The organism is Shewanella sp. 1180_01, from assembly GCF_052850535.1.
Window position 1 is genome coordinate 30,512 of record NZ_VXCT01000039.1, and the last position, 17,627, is coordinate 48,138.

13 protein-coding genes are annotated in these 17,627 nt (G+C 48.0%); 4 read left to right on the forward strand and 9 right to left on the reverse strand.

The window, feature by feature from the left end:
• Positions 1-85: 85 nt before the first annotated feature.
• Complete coding sequence (gene radA / locus FW758_RS17445) at positions 86-1,450, forward strand: DNA repair protein RadA (protein WP_446446051.1); 1,365 nt, start codon at positions 86-88, stop codon at positions 1,448-1,450.
• A gap of 81 nt (positions 1,451-1,531) precedes the next feature.
• On the opposite strand, the gene FW758_RS17450 is transcribed toward radA, so the two are convergent.
• Positions 1,532-1,903, reverse strand: coding sequence for a PilZ domain-containing protein (locus FW758_RS17450; RefSeq protein ID WP_006082695.1), 372 nt, complete (start codon positions 1,901-1,903; stop codon positions 1,532-1,534).
• Positions 1,904-2,102: 199 nt separating this feature from the next.
• Between FW758_RS17450 and torR the strand changes: the two genes are divergently transcribed.
• Positions 2,103-2,813, forward strand: coding sequence for a two-component system response regulator TorR (gene torR, locus FW758_RS17455; RefSeq protein ID WP_006082694.1), 711 nt, complete (start codon positions 2,103-2,105; stop codon positions 2,811-2,813).
• Here torR and torT read toward each other — a convergent pair.
• On the reverse strand, positions 2,810-3,886 hold the full coding sequence (gene torT, locus FW758_RS17460; protein WP_446446060.1) for a TMAO reductase system periplasmic protein TorT: 1,077 nt from the start codon (positions 3,884-3,886) through the stop codon (positions 2,810-2,812). The two genes, torR and torT, sit on opposite strands and share 4 nt — an antisense overlap.
• Before the next feature lie 61 nt (positions 3,887-3,947).
• Between torT and torS the strand changes: the two genes are divergently transcribed.
• Positions 3,948-7,043 (forward strand): TMAO reductase system sensor histidine kinase/response regulator TorS, encoded by a 3,096-nt coding sequence (torS, locus tag FW758_RS17465; RefSeq protein ID WP_446446052.1) that lies wholly within the window; start codon positions 3,948-3,950, stop codon positions 7,041-7,043.
• A gap of 77 nt (positions 7,044-7,120) precedes the next feature.
• On the opposite strand, the gene torD is transcribed toward torS, so the two are convergent.
• From torD to torE, 4 genes are all read right to left on the reverse strand, one after another.
• Positions 7,121-7,750 (reverse strand): molecular chaperone TorD, encoded by a 630-nt coding sequence (torD, locus tag FW758_RS17470; protein ID WP_446446053.1) that lies wholly within the window; start codon positions 7,748-7,750, stop codon positions 7,121-7,123.
• Positions 7,751-7,840: 90 nt separating this feature from the next.
• Positions 7,841-10,330, reverse strand: coding sequence for a trimethylamine-N-oxide reductase TorA (gene torA / locus FW758_RS17475; protein WP_446446054.1), 2,490 nt, complete (start codon positions 10,328-10,330; stop codon positions 7,841-7,843).
• A gap of 15 nt (positions 10,331-10,345) precedes the next feature.
• On the reverse strand, positions 10,346-11,524 hold the full coding sequence (gene torC / locus FW758_RS17480) for a pentaheme c-type cytochrome TorC (protein ID WP_446446055.1): 1,179 nt from the start codon (positions 11,522-11,524) through the stop codon (positions 10,346-10,348).
• A 43-nt stretch (positions 11,525-11,567) separates the two neighbouring features.
• The gene (gene torE / locus FW758_RS17485; RefSeq protein ID WP_115334088.1) at positions 11,568-11,744 is read right to left on the reverse strand and encodes a trimethylamine N-oxide reductase system protein TorE; all 177 of its coding nucleotides are present in this window, start codon (positions 11,742-11,744) and stop codon (positions 11,568-11,570) included.
• Positions 11,745-12,268: 524 nt separating this feature from the next.
• Here torE and FW758_RS17490 point away from each other — a divergent pair.
• Entirely contained in the window at positions 12,269-13,621 is a 1,353-nt protein-coding gene (locus FW758_RS17490; protein ID WP_347098922.1) for an NCS2 family permease, read from the forward strand.
• A 62-nt stretch (positions 13,622-13,683) separates the two neighbouring features.
• Here FW758_RS17490 and FW758_RS17495 read toward each other — a convergent pair whose 3' ends face one another.
• The 3 genes from FW758_RS17495 to FW758_RS17505 all read right to left on the reverse strand — a co-directional run bounded on the left by FW758_RS17495 (position 13,684) and on the right by FW758_RS17505 (position 17,261).
• A complete protein-coding gene (locus FW758_RS17495; RefSeq protein WP_113939315.1) occupies positions 13,684-14,115 on the reverse strand; it encodes a CBS domain-containing protein in 432 nt (143 codons plus the stop codon).
• A 115-nt stretch (positions 14,116-14,230) separates the two neighbouring features.
• On the reverse strand, positions 14,231-16,132 hold the full coding sequence (locus FW758_RS17500) for a GNAT family N-acyltransferase (protein WP_446446056.1): 1,902 nt from the start codon (positions 16,130-16,132) through the stop codon (positions 14,231-14,233).
• Positions 16,133-16,136: 4 nt separating this feature from the next.
• A complete protein-coding gene (locus FW758_RS17505; RefSeq protein ID WP_446446057.1) occupies positions 16,137-17,261 on the reverse strand; it encodes a UDP-2,3-diacylglucosamine diphosphatase in 1,125 nt (374 codons plus the stop codon).
• Positions 17,262-17,627: the final 366 nt, after the last annotated feature.

Genomic DNA, 17,627 nt, shown 5'->3' on the forward strand with positions numbered 1-17,627 from the left:
ATGCTTATTTTGTATTGGACTGTTAGTCTTATGTCGGCAGTATTCATCGTTACTTAAATTGATTTTATACAGATTTTAATGAGTTATGGCAAAGAATAAAACAGCGTACGTGTGTAATGAGTGTGGACAAGACTTCCCCCGTTGGCAAGGACAATGCAGTGCTTGTCAGGAATGGAATACGATTACTGAGGTCAGGCTCGGTGCGGCTTCTCCTGGGCGCAGCACTAAGTTTGTCGGTTACGCTGGTGCGAGCAGCAATGAAGTGAAGACATTAGATCAAATCGATCTCAATGCTCTGCCACGAATATTGAGTCATTTCGGGGAGTTAGACCGAGTGCTCGGTGGCGGAATCGTGCCAGGTTCTGCCATTTTGATTGGCGGTCATCCAGGCGCGGGTAAGAGTACGCTTTTATTGCAAACCTTGTGTCATCTGGCCGAGCAAATGCCTGCACTCTATGTCACAGGTGAAGAATCCTTGCAGCAAGTGGCCATGCGCGCCCATCGCCTTGGTTTACCAACTAATAAACTGCGGATGTTGTCTGAAACCAGCGTTGAACAAATTTGCGAAGTGGCCCTCAAAGAATTACCCAAGGTTATAGTGGTTGATTCGATTCAAGTGATGCACATGAGCGATGTGGCATCGAGCCCTGGTAGTGTGTCGCAGGTACGTGAATCCGCCTCTTACTTAACGCGTTTTGCGAAGGAAAATGGCATTGCCGTGATCATGGTCGGCCATGTGACGAAAGATGGCAGTCTGGCGGGACCTATGGTATTGGAGCATTGTATTGACTGTTCAGTGATGTTCGAAGGCGATAGCGATAGTCGTTATCGTACCTTGCGTTCCCACAAAAACCGTTTCGGTGCGATCAACGAGTTAGGCGTATTTGCCATGACAGAGCGCGGCTTAAAAGAAGTCGCCAATCCTTCGGCAATTTTCCTTTCCCGTGGTGAAGAGGAATCTTCTGGCTCGCTTGTTATGGTGGTCTGGGAAGGCACACGGCCGCTACTGGTGGAACTGCAAGTGTTGGTGGATAACTCGGCCATGTCTAACCCGCGCCGCGTGGCTGTGGGTATGGATGCTAACCGTTTAGCCATGTTGCTTGCCGTGATGCACCGCCACGGCGGTTTACAGATGTCGGATCAGGATGTGTTTGTGAACGTGGTGGGCGGCGTGAAAGTGACAGAAACCAGTGCCGATTTAACGTTACTCTTGGCTATGGTATCGAGTTTTCGTGGGGATATTTTGCCTAGCGATTTAGTCGCCTTTGGTGAAGTGGGGCTATCTGGCGAAATTCGGCCTGTGCCCAATGGCCAAGAGCGATTAGTTGAAGCCGCTAAACATGGTTTTAAGCGCGCCATCGTGCCAAAGGCCAATGTGCCGAAAAAGCCTCCTGCGGGAATGGAAGTCGTGGGTGTATCTAAGTTATCCGAAGCGCTAGAAGCGATTTAACATCAAATGCTCGCGAGTGAGATTAATGTCAGCAAGCAAAACAGCGCCATTAGGCGCTGTTTGTGTTTATGAGCGAGTGTTTTAATCTGTGATATTGTGTTTTTCGATAAACAACATAAGTTCGCGATTCAGCAAGGAAGCATCACCTAAGTTAAGCTCCACCATACGTTTTAGGTGGCTGATGCTGTCGACGTCGATGAAGTTACACTTCAAGCCTAATTGGGCATTTTTTTGATGGACCAACTCAGTTTCCATACGGATCTCAATATCAGATTCGGGCAAGATAAAACTGAGGGTAATAGCATCACCCGAGTGGATAAAATTTTGCGGCTCTTCGACCAAAGCGCCATTTAGACTCAAATCGAGAATGGTCGTCTCCCACTGTGCAACACCTTGTTGTAGATGTGCATTAGTGGCAAATAGAATCCGCGAAAACTTGCGCCTTTCGTCCATACCCAATCCTTTTTCTTTCATAGTCAGCTAAGTGTAGTCCCATCAGTGTCCCTAAGCATATGCCATATTAATGTGACTGTAAAAGCAGAGCAATTTTTTGTTCAATAAAGCTACCGAGATCGCATATTTAACCTTTCACGCATATGCAAATATGAAAAAGTATGAATAATTCACTTAAGTAAAATAAGAGAAATTGAAAATGGCTTATAGTGTGCTCGTTGTCGATGATGAAGCGGTTATTCGTGCGCGATTGAAGGGATATTTTGAAAAGGAAGGTTATCGCGTCGTTGAAGCTGCCGATGGAGAGCAAATGTGGTACGAATTTAATCGCCAACATATCGATTTGATCATGCTAGATATCAATTTGCCCGGTGTCGATGGTTTGAGCCTGACCCGTGAACTGCGCAGCCGCTCCCATGTGGGTATCATTCTGGTGTCTGGACGGGATGAATCTATCGACAAAATCGTTGGTCTCGAAATGGGCGCCGATGATTATGTAACTAAACCTTTCGAACTGAGGGAGTTGCTGGTTAGGGTAAAAAACCTTCTGTGGCGGATTTCCCTTGTGAAGCAAGCTGAGCTGGCGGTCGCCGAAGAATTATCTCAACCGGACGATGTGATCAGTTTCGAAGGTTATCAACTCGAACTCAACAGCCGCAAATTACGCCATGGTGATGCATTGATCAAACTCACCAAAGCGGAATTCGAGCTACTGGCCGCATTTGCCCTGCATCCGCAGCAAGTCTTATCCCGCGAGCGTTTAATGCAGCAAACCAGCCACCGCAATCTGGATGTCAATGACAGGACGATCGATGTGATCATTCGCCGTCTTCGCAATAAACTCGACACTGAATTGTTTGTCACTATTCATGGTGAAGGCTATTTGTTTGCCGCTAAAGTGGACGATTAATGTGAGTTAGGTCGCACTTGGTACAGAGGGTAAAAGTCGGCTTCAGCTAGGCTGAAGTCTAATTGGGACAAAGTGTTAGAGGATGATGTTTGCTTGATGATCGCTGGGCCTATATCGCCAAATGCCTTAGCGCCTTCGAGTTGTTTCACTGTGACATCAATTGCGAGTTTCCCCTGTAACACGACTAAATCATCATTGCTGTAGATGACTTTTTCCCGTTTTAGCCCACGTAAAATGGCGGGGGACAAGTAACTGCTTACTAGCTTGACTCTGTTACTTAATCCCTTTTGTTTCAAAGTACTAATGGCGGCCTCAATTGCCACTGCGCTGCCGAGAATATAATCTGGCTGCTGAGCTTTAAGCAGCATCTGCAACTGGTCACGATACAAATTGCGATTATTATCGGCGTGCTGAATGGCACTAATCTTGACTTGGCTCCCTTCAAGCGCCTGACGTATACCTTGCTCAACTAAATCTGTGCCACCTACGTTTTCTGGTCCGGCCAAGAGTGCCAAATTTGCCGTTTGATGTGGATGTTGTGATGCAGCATCGGCTTTGATGAAGTTACCCGCCAGTAACCCCATTTGATACCAGTTCACGCCAATATGGGTTTGGACTCGGTCGCTATTGAGTTTATTGACTAGGGCTAACACGGGTTTAGTGAGCGGTGTTGTAAATTGGGCGAGTAAATCTGGGCTGACTGAGCCGAGCAAGATGGCATCATAGTCGCCTTGCATACAGCTTTGGAGCTGTGCCAGTTGTTTATCTTTATGGTAATAACTGCCTGCTTCGAAGAGATCGAGTGAGACGCCAAGGGCTTTGGCATGTTGGATCAGTCCATAATCAATGCCAATCCAGTAGGCATCTTTAAGGTGTGGCACTAGGGCGCAGATCCGCCAAGGCTTTTGAGCTTTTGTCAGTGGTAAGTAGTTTAATGTTTGGGATTGCTGGATTTTGACATTGAATGGCGTGCGCTGCTCTAATGGCCAAGTGAGGGGGTCACTTGTCGCATAGCCTGAAAACACGAGGCCAAATGTGGCGAGTGTGAGCCATCGTTGCCAATATTTTCGCATCATCCCGTATTATCCGCTAAGCATAATCTTGGGTGGCATTGTAACAGTTTAAGGAAGATGTGTGGCTCCTTTATCTTTATCGCGAACCAGTTTAACCGGTCGATTAATGCTCGCCTTCAGTGTGTTAGGCGTATTGTTGATGCTGCTTGTTAGCTTAGGCAGCTTAAGTCTGCATTGGTTAAAACAGGCCGACAGTTACTTGTACGAAGAGTCGCTCCCCGCATCCCAAGCGGCGAGGCAGCTAGTGCAAGCTTCTAATGCCTTGTCCGATGGTGTGCAGCAGTTAGGGCGGGTAGAAGATGAACGACAACGGGAGTTTATTGGTCGTAAACTGAGCCTTGAAAGTGTCAATATGTTTAATGGCATCAAAACCTTAACCATATTGGATGTTAACGAAGGCCAAAATCTTAACCTGCTGGCCGAACAAATCATCAGCCAATTAACCTCACTTGGCAAAAGTGTGGGTAGGCGTTTGACCATGGGCGATGAACTGCAGCTTAAGGCCCATGAATTGTCCATCGCCGCAGGACATGCCTCCGAATTACTTCAATCTGAGCTCGCCGTTGTGAATTCTGCCATCTTGGCGAAGTTGAGTCAGGCCTATCCTGATATGGCAGGCGCGAAGCGCAGCGGCCGATTACTCGACGATGTGATTGAGGGCGAACTTGATATTCAAGAGCAGCTCAATCGTGCCCTTAAGTTAGTTCATCAAATTGCCTTGTTAAGTCAGTTATTTGAATCCTCCGAATTGCAGTCAGAATTGCAATTAAGTGTGCCAAATTTGCTGGCGACGTTTGCAAGCACGAATCCTTCCCCGAGTTTTACGCTTCCTGAGCCTGAGATGGCGACGGCAATGGACAGGGCGCTTGCCCATAAGACGGATTCAGCGCTTGCTTCGAGTGACATCAATATCGATTTGATGGCACTCGATAATGTGCCCGAGATAATTCGCGATCCGGGGCGTTTGCAGGCGTTAAAAACCGAATTAGCAGTGTTAGCGCACACACCACAAATCATTAAATTACAGCGGGAATTAAGCCAAACACTGCAGCAGCAACAGCGTCAGCAGCAAGAATTAGCCGAAAAACTTTATGGACTCAATACGCTGGTGGATAGAGCCCTAAATCAACAGCAACAACAGGCTGAATTAGCACGTAGTGATTATCTACACCAATTGTCCCTTGCTAGGCTTGGGCTTTGGGGCACAGGTGCCTTGATGTTTGTGGTAATTGGCTTTGTGATCTATCGAGTCATTTATCGCGGTATCGCCCTTAGGTTAAATCAGGCGACCGAGGCTATGTCCCGCTTGAGCTTAGGTGACACGGACGTGAGTTTAGAGGCCCACGGGGATGATGAACTGACTGCGATGGCAAATGCTATTGAAGCCTTCAAGCGTAAAACTGCCCATAATCTTAAATTACAGGCTGATTTACGTCAGGTGGCAGATGAGTTGACCGAGCATAAAAAGGCGTTGGAGCAAACGGTTGCTGCCCGTACGCAGGAGCTGGCCGATACCAATAATCGCCTCGATGCCGAAGCCAAGGGCCATGCTAAAGCAAGGCAAATAGCTGAAGAGGCTAGTCAGGCAAAATCCCAATTCCTTGCGACCATGAGCCACGAAATTCGCACGCCTCTCAACGGTTTACTCGGTACATTAACCTTGCTCGGTCACAGTGAACTACCGCCAGCGCAGCAGCAAATGTTAGCGCTATCGCAATATAGCGGCACGTTATTACAAACCGTGTTGAACGATATTTTGGATTTTTCGCGCCTTGAACAAGGGAAACTCAGCCACGAGCCAAGGCCAACCGATATCAATAGCTTGCTCGATGAAGTGCTGGCGATCATGGTTGCCGGTGCTAATTTGGCTGGCCTCAGCCTCAAAATGAACAAACCAAAGCTACCAAGTTGCATCAACATCGATGGGCCAAAGTTGCGCCAAGTATTGTTCAACCTAATCGGCAATGGCATTAAATTTACGCAAGAGGGCTGCGTGACGCTAACTGTTAGTCTGCAAGGCACCCAATTGTCCTTCGTCGTGCAGGACACGGGCGTTGGTATTGTGCCTGCGGCACTTGATAAATTGTTTGTGCCCTACAGTGCTTTACCTAATCAAGGTCGCAGTCGCGGCACGGGTTTAGGGCTCGCTATTTGTAAGCAATTGGTTGAGTTAATGGATGCTAGCGGCCGCGGGATTTGGGTTAAAAGTCAGCCAGGGAAAGGCAGTGAGTTTGGTTTTGAACTCGCCTTTAATGAATGCGATATGACCTATGTCAAAGCGGTAACAGAGAGGGTATTAGTGCCTACTCGTCAAGTGCTGGTGGTAGAAGACAATAAAGTGAATGCTATGGTGGCGCAGGGATTTTTAGCGCACTTAGGTCACAAGTCAGTGCTTGCTGTCAGTTGCCAGCAGGCGCTTGAATTTGTTGAGTCTAACGGCTTGGCTTTCGATGCTGTGATGCTGGATATTCAGCTTAGTGATGGCTCAGGAATTGATTTATTACCGCAGTTAAAAATGTTGATCGCCAATCCTAGTGTGAAGTTTGCCGCCTTTACCGCCCAAATGCAGAGCGAAGATTTACAGCATTATCGCGAGGCGGGATTCGATACTGTTTTGGCTAAGCCTCTGAGTCTACAAACCCTTACAGAATGGCTTGGTGTGGCGGCTTCTCCTTTGTCTGCATCCATTTCATCATCGACCGTTAATGACCAGTTATCTGCGCCGCTTCAAGTCGCAACGGTAGCTAAGATTGGAGCGACAATCGCGGATGTCGATGATGAGCCATTATTAGACCTCAAACAGTTAGCGCAAGATAAGGACGTACTCGGTAGCGAAGCTATGATGTCTATGTTTGACCTTTTTAGCGATTCGAGCTGTGAACAGCTTGCCAAACTGTCTCTAGCTAATAACCCTAAGGAAGAGGTCGCCAAGTTGCTACACGCGCTTAAGGGCAGCAGTGCCAGTATGGGATTGATAGCGTTAGCTAAATTATGTAAGGAGTTAGAGCTGACGTTAAAAGCCAGTGCAAATAAAGACAGTGTAAATAAAACCAGTGCCGATAACGCGTTGGAGCACAGTGAATTTCAGCGGCTTGAGTCTTGCCGGCAGGCATCCATTGCCGCCTTGAGCCAATGGTTAGCTGCACAAAACGACTGAACTTGCCTGCTCATAAACCCACCTGCTCATCAACCTATTGGATAGCGTTAGTCTAAAGATAAGTCGCACTAGAACGTTTAGCTAATCACCGCCTCAGCAGGTTCAAGCTGTGCGATATCTTGCTTCACCCACGCTAAGGTGAGTATGGCAACGGCACTATAAAAACCGTTTTTATCGCATTGAGTGAGTTGGTTAATAAATTTTGCTAACCAAGAGTCGACGCAGGTTTGCAAAAAGCTTAATTGGACACTGTCTTCACTGTGACAACATAAGTGCGCCATATAGGCGAGCATCACGGCCAAATGGTCGGCGGGCTCTGGGAAATGACTCTGCACTTGCAGTTTACTCTGGTGTAAAAATTCACTCATCTGCTGATGTTGCTGACCAAATAGCAGAGGTTCATTCTCACCATTTAAATACAGGCTAGCATAGGGTGGAGCGCTGTGTTTGGTGCCAACGAGAAATAAGCCGCAGTAATCCGCCGCGAGTTCGAGTAACGCCTCATCGCTTTTTATCCCATTGAGTGTGCTGCGAATTTTGTCCACTGACTGAGTGAGCTTAGCCTCTAGGCTAAGCTGTTCCCAGAATTGCTGCGCCGCTTCGCTGGTGAGTTCTTTAAGTCTTTGCTCGTCAACTTCGCGGGCAAAAAGTGATGATAACAGCTGATAAACCAAGGCTCTGGCGTGGTTGATATCGACTTGACTCATAGTATTTTCCTCAACACGCCCTAGTTTTGGCGCTAAGATTGGATGCTGAGACGCGCCGCGTTCGGCGCATCCAGCGTTTCGGTTTTAAGGTTAGATTTCGACTTCGAGCGGGCCATCGAAGGAGCTGACCTTAGGCACTTTGCCTTGGTATTTTTCAAACTCGACTAAGCAAGTATAGGCTGAGCAAGCTTGGGCAAGTTTAGAGGTGCCTATGTCTAAAGTGAGAGTGTTAGGATCGCCATAACTACACAGGGCGCCGACTTCAGCTCCCCCTTCAACGCTGCCATCTTTGCCCACAGGCCCATACCACGCGCCTTCGTGAATTCGCACAATCCCTTTAGGGAAGTTGTCCGATACCACTGCACCCGCCAACAGTTGGCCACGGTCGTTAAAGACTCGCACTATATCGCCATCTTTGATGCCACGTGCTTTTGCGTCGACAGGGCTGATATACACAGGCTCACGGCCATTGACTGCATAAGTCTCGCGGTATTCTCGCGACTCACACATCTGCGAGTGTAAACGTTTGTCTGGATGGCATGACTGCAACCAAATCGGATGCTTGTCAGAGCCAGGACCACCATGACTACGCTCGGTTTTTTCCATCCAAGTAGGGTGACCTTTACAGTCATCGTAACCGAATTGATCAATCTTACGGCTAAAGATTTCAATTAAACCTGAAGGCGTGCCTAGTGGATTAATTTCAGGATCGTTTCTAAAGTCTGCATGGCGCGTCCAGACTTCACCGTCACCAAAATGCACATAACCTTGTTTCCAGAAAGTCGCAAAGTCAGGCATCTCAAACTTGCCCGCGTTGGCGGCTTTACATTCGTTATAGAGGGTTTCTAACCACTCCATTTCGCCCATGTTACGGGTGTATTCTTTCTCTTTGCCGAGTACGGCGGCAAAGCGAGTGAAAATTTCAAAATCCGACAAGCTATCAAACAGTGGCTCAACCATCTTTTGCATGGCTAAAATACCGCGGTTAGCATAGGCGCCGTAAACGTCGATATCGTTGCGCTCATAGGTAGTACAAGCGGGCAGTACGATATCCGAGAAGCGGCAAGTTGCCGTCCAGTTCACATCAACAGTGACCACACACTCAAGCTTATGGAAGGCTTGCTTCATACGGTTTCTGTCTTGGTGATGGTTCCAAGGATTATTACCCGAGAAAATCATCATCTTGATATCGGGATAAACCACTTTCGAGCCGTTAGCATCAATGGTTTTACCAGGTTCGAGAATCGCATCAATCCAGCGGGCAACCGGAATCGTGCTACTCGCGCCCTTGAAGTCTGAGCTATCAAATAGCGGCTTTTGATTTTCGTCCAAGTTACGGGGGAAAGCACCAGGTGCTGCGGCACCCGATGAAGGCACGCCGATACTCGAGTAGTGGTGACCATAGCTGATGCCACCACCGGGTAGACCGATTTGGCCGATCATGGTCGCCAGTACCGCCGCCATCCAATAGGGTTGTTCGCCATGTTGCTGGCGCTGGATGCACCAACCCATCATGAACTGAGTGCGACCCTTGACTAAGGTTTTGGCTAAATCGCGGATAACATGGGCTTCAACACCACAGATAGGCGCGGCCCATTCTGGGGTTTTGGCTACGCCATCTTTAGTGCCCATCACATAGGGCACAAACTCTTCAAAACCTAAGCTGTAGCCTTGGATAAATTTATCGTCGTAGAGCTTTTTGCTGATCATCTCGTGGGCGATGGCGAGCATTAAGGTCACGTCTGTCTGTGGATTAACGTAGAGTTGCTCGCAGCCCAAATAGGCTTGGGTCTTAGTCACCACAGGGTCGATACTGATCACGCGGATCTTGCCTTGCTTCACTTTCTCTTTTAACTGCGCAAGATAAGCAAAAGATTCATGGGTTTCCGCATTCCAACCCACTTGCAGGTTCTTGTACGGATCGTTCGACCAGAGCACGATAGTGTCGCTGTGTTCTAAGATCAGCGGCCATGAAGTGCCTTGGGCATACACTTCGGTTGAACCTAACACATAGGGTAGAATGGTTTGGCCTGCACCTGTGGAGTAGTCGCCGATTTTCTTCACATAGTTGCCGTGCATCCCCACCGCACGTTGCATATGGCTAGTGCTGGAATGCAGTTGACCCGTGGCGCGCCAACCGGTTTGCCCCGCATGCAGACCCGATGGACCGTATTGGGTTTGGATTTCATCTAATGAATGCTTAAACAGTGTTAATGCCTTGTCCCACGTTACACGAACAAAGCGGAAATCACCCCGTTGATGAGTATTACTCTTATGACCTTTGAGTAAAAAATCTAAGCGCACCATAGGGTAACGTACACGGGATGGGTTGTAGACCATACCGCGGATGCCGTTAATCATATCCGTTGGATACTTATCTAAGTCGAAGGGTTTCACTTCGGCAATGACGCCGTTTTTGCGCTTCATTTTAAAGGCGCCGAAGTGTGAACCTGTGGTTAGCCATTCATCTTCATTGATGCCCGCTTTGGCTAAGGCATTTAAGGGCGCTAACACTGAGCTGCCACCTAAGACAACGAAAGAGGATGAGGCGATACCTTTTAAAAAGTCTCTTCTGTTCATGGTATTACTCCCGAATTAGTGCTCTTTTTTCACAAAAGTTGACGAATGTTCCTGCAGATATTTCTGCACTAGTGCTTGAGTGTCTTGGTCCATATTCACGAAGGCCAACATGCCTTGGAACATTCCCGGCCAAGTATTGGCGTCAAAGTGCGCCTCATCGGGTTGGGTATGGCAAACACTGCAGCTGGAGCGGAAGGTATCGCGGGCATAACCCCAAAGTGGTTGCAGCTCGGTCAGCAGATAATCCTTATCGGTCCAGATTTGTGCTTCGATACGCTGCCATTTAAGGCCTGTCATAGGATCTTCTTTTTCTTCAAAGGTTTGGATAACACCTTCGGTTTCGGCTGCGTCTTTGGTTAACTGTGCCGACAGAATGTTCACGCCAAAGTCCATGTAGATCACGCGGCCAGCACCAATCTTTTTACGCCAGCCATCGATGCCGATCTTGATGCGTTTGCCTTGGGTTTCGAGCACTTTGACTTTTGTTGCTACGTTGAGCGTGCCAGCTTCCACATCGCCTTTATCAGTGAAGAATAAGGGTTTAGTCAGGGCGCTATAGTAAGTTTGGTTGGTTTCTACTGAGCTGACGCCAGCGCCGACTTCGGCGATGAGTTCAGGTGCACGGGCCGTGCCCATTTCTGGTAAGTGGTGCGCAATACCTTTATGGCAATCGATACAGCTTTGGTCGATTTCTGCAGCGCGTTTCATCTGTTTTTGTGCCAGCGGTGACATGGCTTCCCATTTCATCGAGTTGTAGTTGTGGCAGTTTTTACAGGCTAAGGAGTTGTCGCGGTCGAAACGTTTCCATTCACGGCTCGCCATTTCTAAGCGTTTGGCTTCGAATTTTTCAGGGGTGTTGACTGTGTTAAATAACCAGCCCCAGACGTCGTGGGAGGCTTCCATCTTACGGGCGATTTTACGGCTCCAGTTATGGGGCACGTGGCAATCGGGGCAGGTGGCGCGAACGCCAGAGTGATTCGACCAATGCACAGTTTCCTGCAGCTCTTGGTAGGGTTTGCTTTCCATACTGTGGCAACTAATACAAAAAGCTTCGGTATTGGTGGCTTCGAGTGCAGTATTAAATCCGCCCCAGAAGATGATACCCATGATAAAAGCGCTGATGCTGACGGCGCCTAAGGTCAGCGCTTTGGTGGGTTTGTTCAGTGTGCGCCAGAGGTTGGTTAACCACTTCATAATCGCGTCCTCAAAAAGTAACTATATGGTAAATAGATATAAGTTAGTGGCCGACAACGCCGCCGAAGGCTTGGATCATCCAAATGATGAAGCCGTAAATACTGATCCCTGCGATAGTGAGCGCGGGGAAGAGTAAAAAGATGATGAACCCGAGCGCTTTTAATTCACTTTTGCGCGTGGATTTCTCTGATGTAGGTGTTTGTATGTTTGGCTTTGTCATTGGGCTCGACTCCGATCGAAAGCGATTTTTGATAGGAGCACTATAGAGGGGAGATATGAATGGACTTGCTTGCTGTGATGAATGGGGTTTGACAATATATGAAAGATTATGAAAACTTTTTAAGGGCGTAAGCTTAGCGCTGCTCTGGCAGACTTTGGTGGTGATTAATGTGAGTTCAATGGGCAGTTATTGCCTAGGGTTGGGCGGTTTTTGAACAACTGATTTCGGCTTTTGCCGCTAATTTTTTATCGAAGTGCAGGTGATGTCTTAGCTATCTTTGGGAGATTCCAGTATCATCCGCGGCCAACAACGGCTGCGTCTACATGATTAATGGCTTGTTAATCATCGCGAAGCATCACTGCTTGCAGATCATGGATTTTTCCCACAGTAGGAGAATGATGTGGATCTCTCACCCAAGTCTGATGGATTTGGGGCTCTAATCTGCCGCAGCCAGCGTCGCCAATTGCGTTTTAGGGTAATTGGTACCGACCCCATTTTAAGAGATCACAAGGTATAACAACATTATGTCTGAGCAATTGAGTTCAACAGCCGTACCCTCTGGTTCGTTTCTGGACCGTTATTTTTCTATTCAACAACGTGGCAGCACAGTTCGCCAAGAAGTGATTGCGGGATTAACAACTTTCCTCGCTATGGTCTACTCAGTGATTGTGGTGCCTAACATGTTAGGCCAAGCGGGATTTGATCCTGGTGCCGTGTTTATCGCTACCTGTTTAATTGCATCATTTGGTTCTTTGCTCATGGGTTTATGGGCAAACTTACCTATGGCGATTGGCTGCGCGATTTCGCTCACCGCCTTTACTGCGTTTAGCTTAGTGCTCGGTCAGGGCATGTCGATTCCGGTTACCTTAGGCGCGATTTTCCTGATGGGCGTGACCTTTACGCTTGTGAGCGTGACCGGTGTTCGTCAGTGGGTGCTGGCTAATTTACCTAAGGGCATAGCCCACGGTACTGGCATAGGTATCGGCTTGTTTTTACTCTTGATTGCGACTAACAGTGTGCAATTGATTGTGGCCAATAGCGCAGGCTTGCCGGTGAAGTTGGGCGACATTAACAGCTTACCTGTTATCGCTACTATTCTAGGTTTAGCGGCAACTATCGGTTTAGAACGCCGCGGTGTACCTGGCGGTATTTTGTTGGTGATTATCGCGTTATCGGTATTTGGTTTAGTGTTCGATCCGAGCGTGAAATACCAAGGTTTGTTTGCCTTGCCTGATTTAACCTCAGAGCATTCACTGATTGGTCAGCTCGATATCATGGGCGCCTTTAATCCTGTGGTATTGCCTATCGTATTAGCGTTAGTGATGACGGCGATTTTCGATGCGACCGGCACCATCCGTGCTGTGGCTGGCCAAGCGAATTTGCTCGATAAAGACGACAATATTGTTGGCGGCGGCAAAGCCTTAACCTCAGACTCAGTCAGCAGCATGGTGGCGGGTTTAGTGGGCGGCGCACCAGCGGCTGTTTATATCGAGTCGGCGGCGGGTACTGCGGCGGGCGGTAAGACAGGTTTAACTGCGACTATCGTTGGCGTACTGTTTTTATTGATGATGTTTTTAGCGCCATTAAGTTATTTAGTGCCAGCTTATGCGACAGCACCTGCTTTGATGTATGTGGGTTTGTTGATGCTGAGTAACGTGGCAAAGCTCGACTTTGACGATAAAGTCGATGCCATGGCAGGCTTAACCTGCGCTGTGTTTATCATCTTAAGTTGTAATATCGTCACTGGTATTATGCTGGGCTTCGTGACTCTGGTTGTCGGCCGTATCTGTAGCGGCGAATGGCGCAAACTGAAAGTAGGCGTGCTCGCCATTACCTTAGGTTTAGTGGTGTTCTATATGGGTGGTTGGGCGATTTAAGTTAGGCAAACTGAGTGATTTTAACTGAGTTATTATAAACAGAAGCGAGTGCAGTCTTAGGATTAGCACTCGCTTTGATTTTGTGCTCTGTATTCACAATAGGCACGTAATAAGTCTTTCCAAGTAACAATCCCAACCAATTTACCGTCCTCTAACACGGGTAAGCAGCCTATATTGTTATCTAATAACATGCGGGTGGCCGTGTCTAAATTGATGTGAGGTGCGACGGTAACCGGATTACGCGTCATCACTTGATGCACTCGTTTTTGCAGGGTTTCTAAATCTCTTGCGGTTTCGGCGCTACTGCCCAAGTTCGGGCTAATCGCGCGCAATAGATCCCGCTCCGATAACACGCCTTCAAGTTGATACTCATCGACGACCAATAAGTGATGAAAGCTCGCTTGGTCGAAGATTTCCTTCGCCACAGTTAATCGATCGTCCATTTCAACCGTGACGACTCGGGTACTCATAATATCGGCGATAATGATCGGCATAATGATCCCCTGTTATGCTTGCGCATCCTAGGATGCGCTCTGTTAATGCGCTGCATTACAGTTACTTATAACAGAGTGGTGCAAGTTTAGCCAACACCCATTACAAAGTTTTAACTCAAAGATCTTGGACCTCTGGCTCATCATCCGCTGTTATTGGCATCCGCTCCGATTCGGGCAAGTGTGCGCCTATGTAGCGTTGATACTTTTTACCTTTCAGTTTGTGGGTGTCCACCAGCACTAAGCCATCGATACAATCGCCAAAGTCGGCGTCGATACCAAAGGCGAGAAACTTAACCCCATCCGCTTTACACAGTTCACCATATTGTTTGTAGAGCGTAGGTACGGCGGCGCCCATACTCGCGAGCACTTGTTTGAGTTGCTTAAAGTTACTCTGATAATCCTCGGAGAAATACAAATCATCTAACTTGGCTTTTTGGGATTTGGATAAACCAAAGGGCGACATGGAAACCGCCATCTGCTGCGCAGGCGCAAATTCTCGCGAGTAAAAGTGCACGAGCATTTCTCTGGCGCTGCCGGGCAGTTGATTGCTGATGGACACTGGGCCAAATAGGTAGCGATATTCAGGGTGTTTGGCGAGATAAGCGCCTATGCCAAACCACAGATAATCTAAGCTGCGTTTGCCCCAATATTTAGGCTGCACAAAACTGCGGCCAAGCTCTAAACCTTGTTTCACGAAGGGCATAAAGCTGTCGGCGTATTGAAACAGCGATTGGCTGTAGAGGGCGTTTTCGCCGTATTTTTCTAAGACTTTGTCGCCACTGGCAAATCGGTAGGCGCCGACAATTTCAAACTGCTCTTTATCCCACAGCACTAAGTGCTGGTAGTAGGAGTCGTATTTGTCGATATCGCGGCGTTTGCCCGAACCCTCACCCACGGCGCGAAAGGCGATTTCCCTCAGGCGACCAATTTCCCGCATGATGGGATTGCTGTCGTGGTGCTGGTACAGGTAAATCAACTTGTTATCTTGCGTTTCCCCTAGCAGTTCGCATTGCTGCAGTGCCGCTTGCAGTTCGCGGCGCGATTCGGGATGGGCGATAGCGCTTTGGGTGATAAACAGTGGAACTTTATCTTTGCCGATACGATACAAGTGATTTTTAAGCAGTTTTATCTTGGTCTTGAGTGGAAAGTCCATCGTGCGCACGGCTTCATTGGGAATAAGCTCGCCAATGCGGATCGGCATATTACGTTTGGCCTGTTTGAACATTTCCTTCACCAGCAGCAGTGTGGCGAGTGGCTTGTAAATCATAGATGCGCCGTAGAAGGTCGCAGAGTTTTTGGCATCTAAAAATATCGGCAGTAAGGGCGCATTACAGGAAATCGCCATCTTTAAAAAGCCAGAGTGCCACTGAGTATCTCGCACGCCGTTAGGGCGAAGGCGCGAAACTTCGCCCGACGGGAAAATCAGCACCGCGCCTTCATTACGCAAGTGCTGGTGGATTTTTTCTAAATGCTGTTTCGGTGTGCCACCGGTCATATTGCGCACTGGCAGTAAGATTGAGTGCAGCGGTTCCAGCGCCATCAAGAGTTCGTTGGCGACGACTTTGATATCAGGGCGAATTTCACTGATCAGTTTGATCAGCGCTAAGCCATCGAGTGAACCTATGGGATGGTTGGCGAAGATCACCACTCGGCCTTCACAGGGAATGTTTGCTATCTCGTTGGCGGGCACGGTAAAGCTAAAGTCGAAACTCGCTAGCACTTGCTCGACAAAGTCCACGCCCTGTAAATAGGCATATTGATTGGCGATATCATTGCATTGTTTTTCATTGAGCAGGTAACGCAGCATGGCCTTGGCGGGTTTAGCGAGCCAAGGTTTGTCGTTGATAGACGGCAGATTTTGTTCAACCATATTATCAACGGTAAAAATCATGCTCTTCGCCTTAAGCGCTGGTGGCTGCACGGCATGGTTATTATGGTTAAGGTTGCTGTTGAGCGTCTGGTCATTGTGTTCCATAGCGTTATCTGATTGATGAGTCATGTTATTTAGCTGATTCATAGTGTTAGGCAACATCCCTTGGGCGAGTTTCGCCGGTATTTGTGTTTGGCATTGGCTGCGCTGCCGTTTTTTGTTGTTGGTTTTTGTGCGTCTCAGGCGGCTGTTGCACTAACGCTATGCTGCTGAGAATATCGAGATTGAGCGTTTGTTCATTCCAGCGGCACAGCTGTAATTCACCGTTAAGGGTTTCGGTGATTAAGCTGCAGTTTTCAACCCAGTCACCGTCGTTGGCGTAGATGATCTGCCGCTGCTCAGGCGTACTTTGGGGCGTGCAGTATTGTGCTGCTCTGGGGTGAGTCGAGAGTTCTGGCTGATGGATATGGCCGCAGATCACGCCGTCAACATCGAAATGCTGGGCATAGTTGAGCACCGCTTGGCGATAATGTCCGATAGCGGCTTGAGCCTTACCCACTTTGGATTTGATGTAACTTGCCAGTGACCAATAGGGATAACCTAAGCGTTCCCGCAGGCTGTGGAGATTGCGATTAAGGAACAGTAATAAGTCATATAAATGATCGCCCAATATGGCGTAGAAACGGCCGACACACACATCGGCATCAAACTGATCCCCGTGGAGCATCAACAATTTATGGCCGCCAATCCCGTGGTGAATATGTTGGCGGGCTATTTTGATATTCCACAGGCTTAGCTCGGCATAGGGTTTGATCAGTTCGTCGTGGTTGCCCGGCAGATAAATCACTTGTGTGCCGTTTTGTGCCAGTTCAATGAATTTTTGTAGCACCTTATTGTGGCTATCAGGCCAATGCAGCTTACGTTTCAGCGCCCATAAATCGACTATGTCACCGACCAGATACAAGTGCTGACAACGCACAGTTTCAAGCAAACTGAGCAGGTAGTCGGCCTTGCAATCTTTACAGCCTAAATGGATATCCGATAGCCAGAGGGCGTTAACTGTGATGCTTGGTGTATGGGGTGATGCCGTCTGGTCTGAAGTTAATGCGGATGGGGTAAAAGAAGCTGAATTGAATCGATTTGAGGGTGTTGGTGCAGATGTCGGAACTGATGTAGGTGATTGCGTCGAGCGGTTAAAGATAGGAGGTGAAAGGCTAGGGTCATTTATCTGTCCCTGCACTGTTGTTTCAAATTCCTTGAAATTAAATCCTGTCATCTCGTATTCACCCCATTAGGCTGTTAACGAATATGAGCTTAGTGAGGGGCTTTGACTGAATGATGAAGTTTAGATGACATGCAGATGACAAAAGGTGGATTAGCCTAGACTGAACCTGTCAAGATTCACATCAGGATGCAATTAGAACCGATAGGTTGATTTAACTCACTTCTGCCCCAAAGCAAGATAACTTTGTTGTCAGTTTGCAGCATGAATTGTCATTGTTTCCCCTGTGACACGCCGCCTTTGCATTTAACAAGAAGCGTCCCTGAGGGCTCGACGACGGCATCCATGCCGCCAACGGTCACAGTTGCAACAATGCCAATCTTAATTAACACTTCTGCTGTTCGTTTAGCTAAAAAGCTA

Coding starts and splice junctions, on each gene's coding strand:
- radA (WP_446446051.1), top strand. CDS start 86: ATGGCAAAGAATAAAACAGCGTACGTGTGTAATGAGTGTGGACAAGAC.
- FW758_RS17450 (WP_006082695.1), bottom strand. CDS start 1,903: ATGGACGAAAGGCGCAAGTTTTCGCGGATTCTATTTGCCACTAATGCA.
- torR (WP_006082694.1), top strand. CDS start 2,103: ATGGCTTATAGTGTGCTCGTTGTCGATGATGAAGCGGTTATTCGTGCG.
- torT (WP_446446060.1), bottom strand. CDS start 3,886: ATGCGAAAATATTGGCAACGATGGCTCACACTCGCCACATTTGGCCTC.
- torD (WP_446446053.1), bottom strand. CDS start 7,750: ATGAGTCAAGTCGATATCAACCACGCCAGAGCCTTGGTTTATCAGCTG.
- torA (WP_446446054.1), bottom strand. CDS start 10,330: ATGAACAGAAGAGACTTTTTAAAAGGTATCGCCTCATCCTCTTTCGTT.
- torC (WP_446446055.1), bottom strand. CDS start 11,524: ATGAAGTGGTTAACCAACCTCTGGCGCACACTGAACAAACCCACCAAA.
- torE (WP_115334088.1), bottom strand. CDS start 11,744: ATGACAAAGCCAAACATACAAACACCTACATCAGAGAAATCCACGCGC.
- FW758_RS17490 (WP_347098922.1), top strand. CDS start 12,269: ATGTCTGAGCAATTGAGTTCAACAGCCGTACCCTCTGGTTCGTTTCTG.
- FW758_RS17495 (WP_113939315.1), bottom strand. CDS start 14,115: ATGCCGATCATTATCGCCGATATTATGAGTACCCGAGTCGTCACGGTT.
- FW758_RS17500 (WP_446446056.1), bottom strand. CDS start 16,132: ATGAATCAGCTAAATAACATGACTCATCAATCAGATAACGCTATGGAA.
- FW758_RS17505 (WP_446446057.1), bottom strand. CDS start 17,261: ATGACAGGATTTAATTTCAAGGAATTTGAAACAACAGTGCAGGGACAG.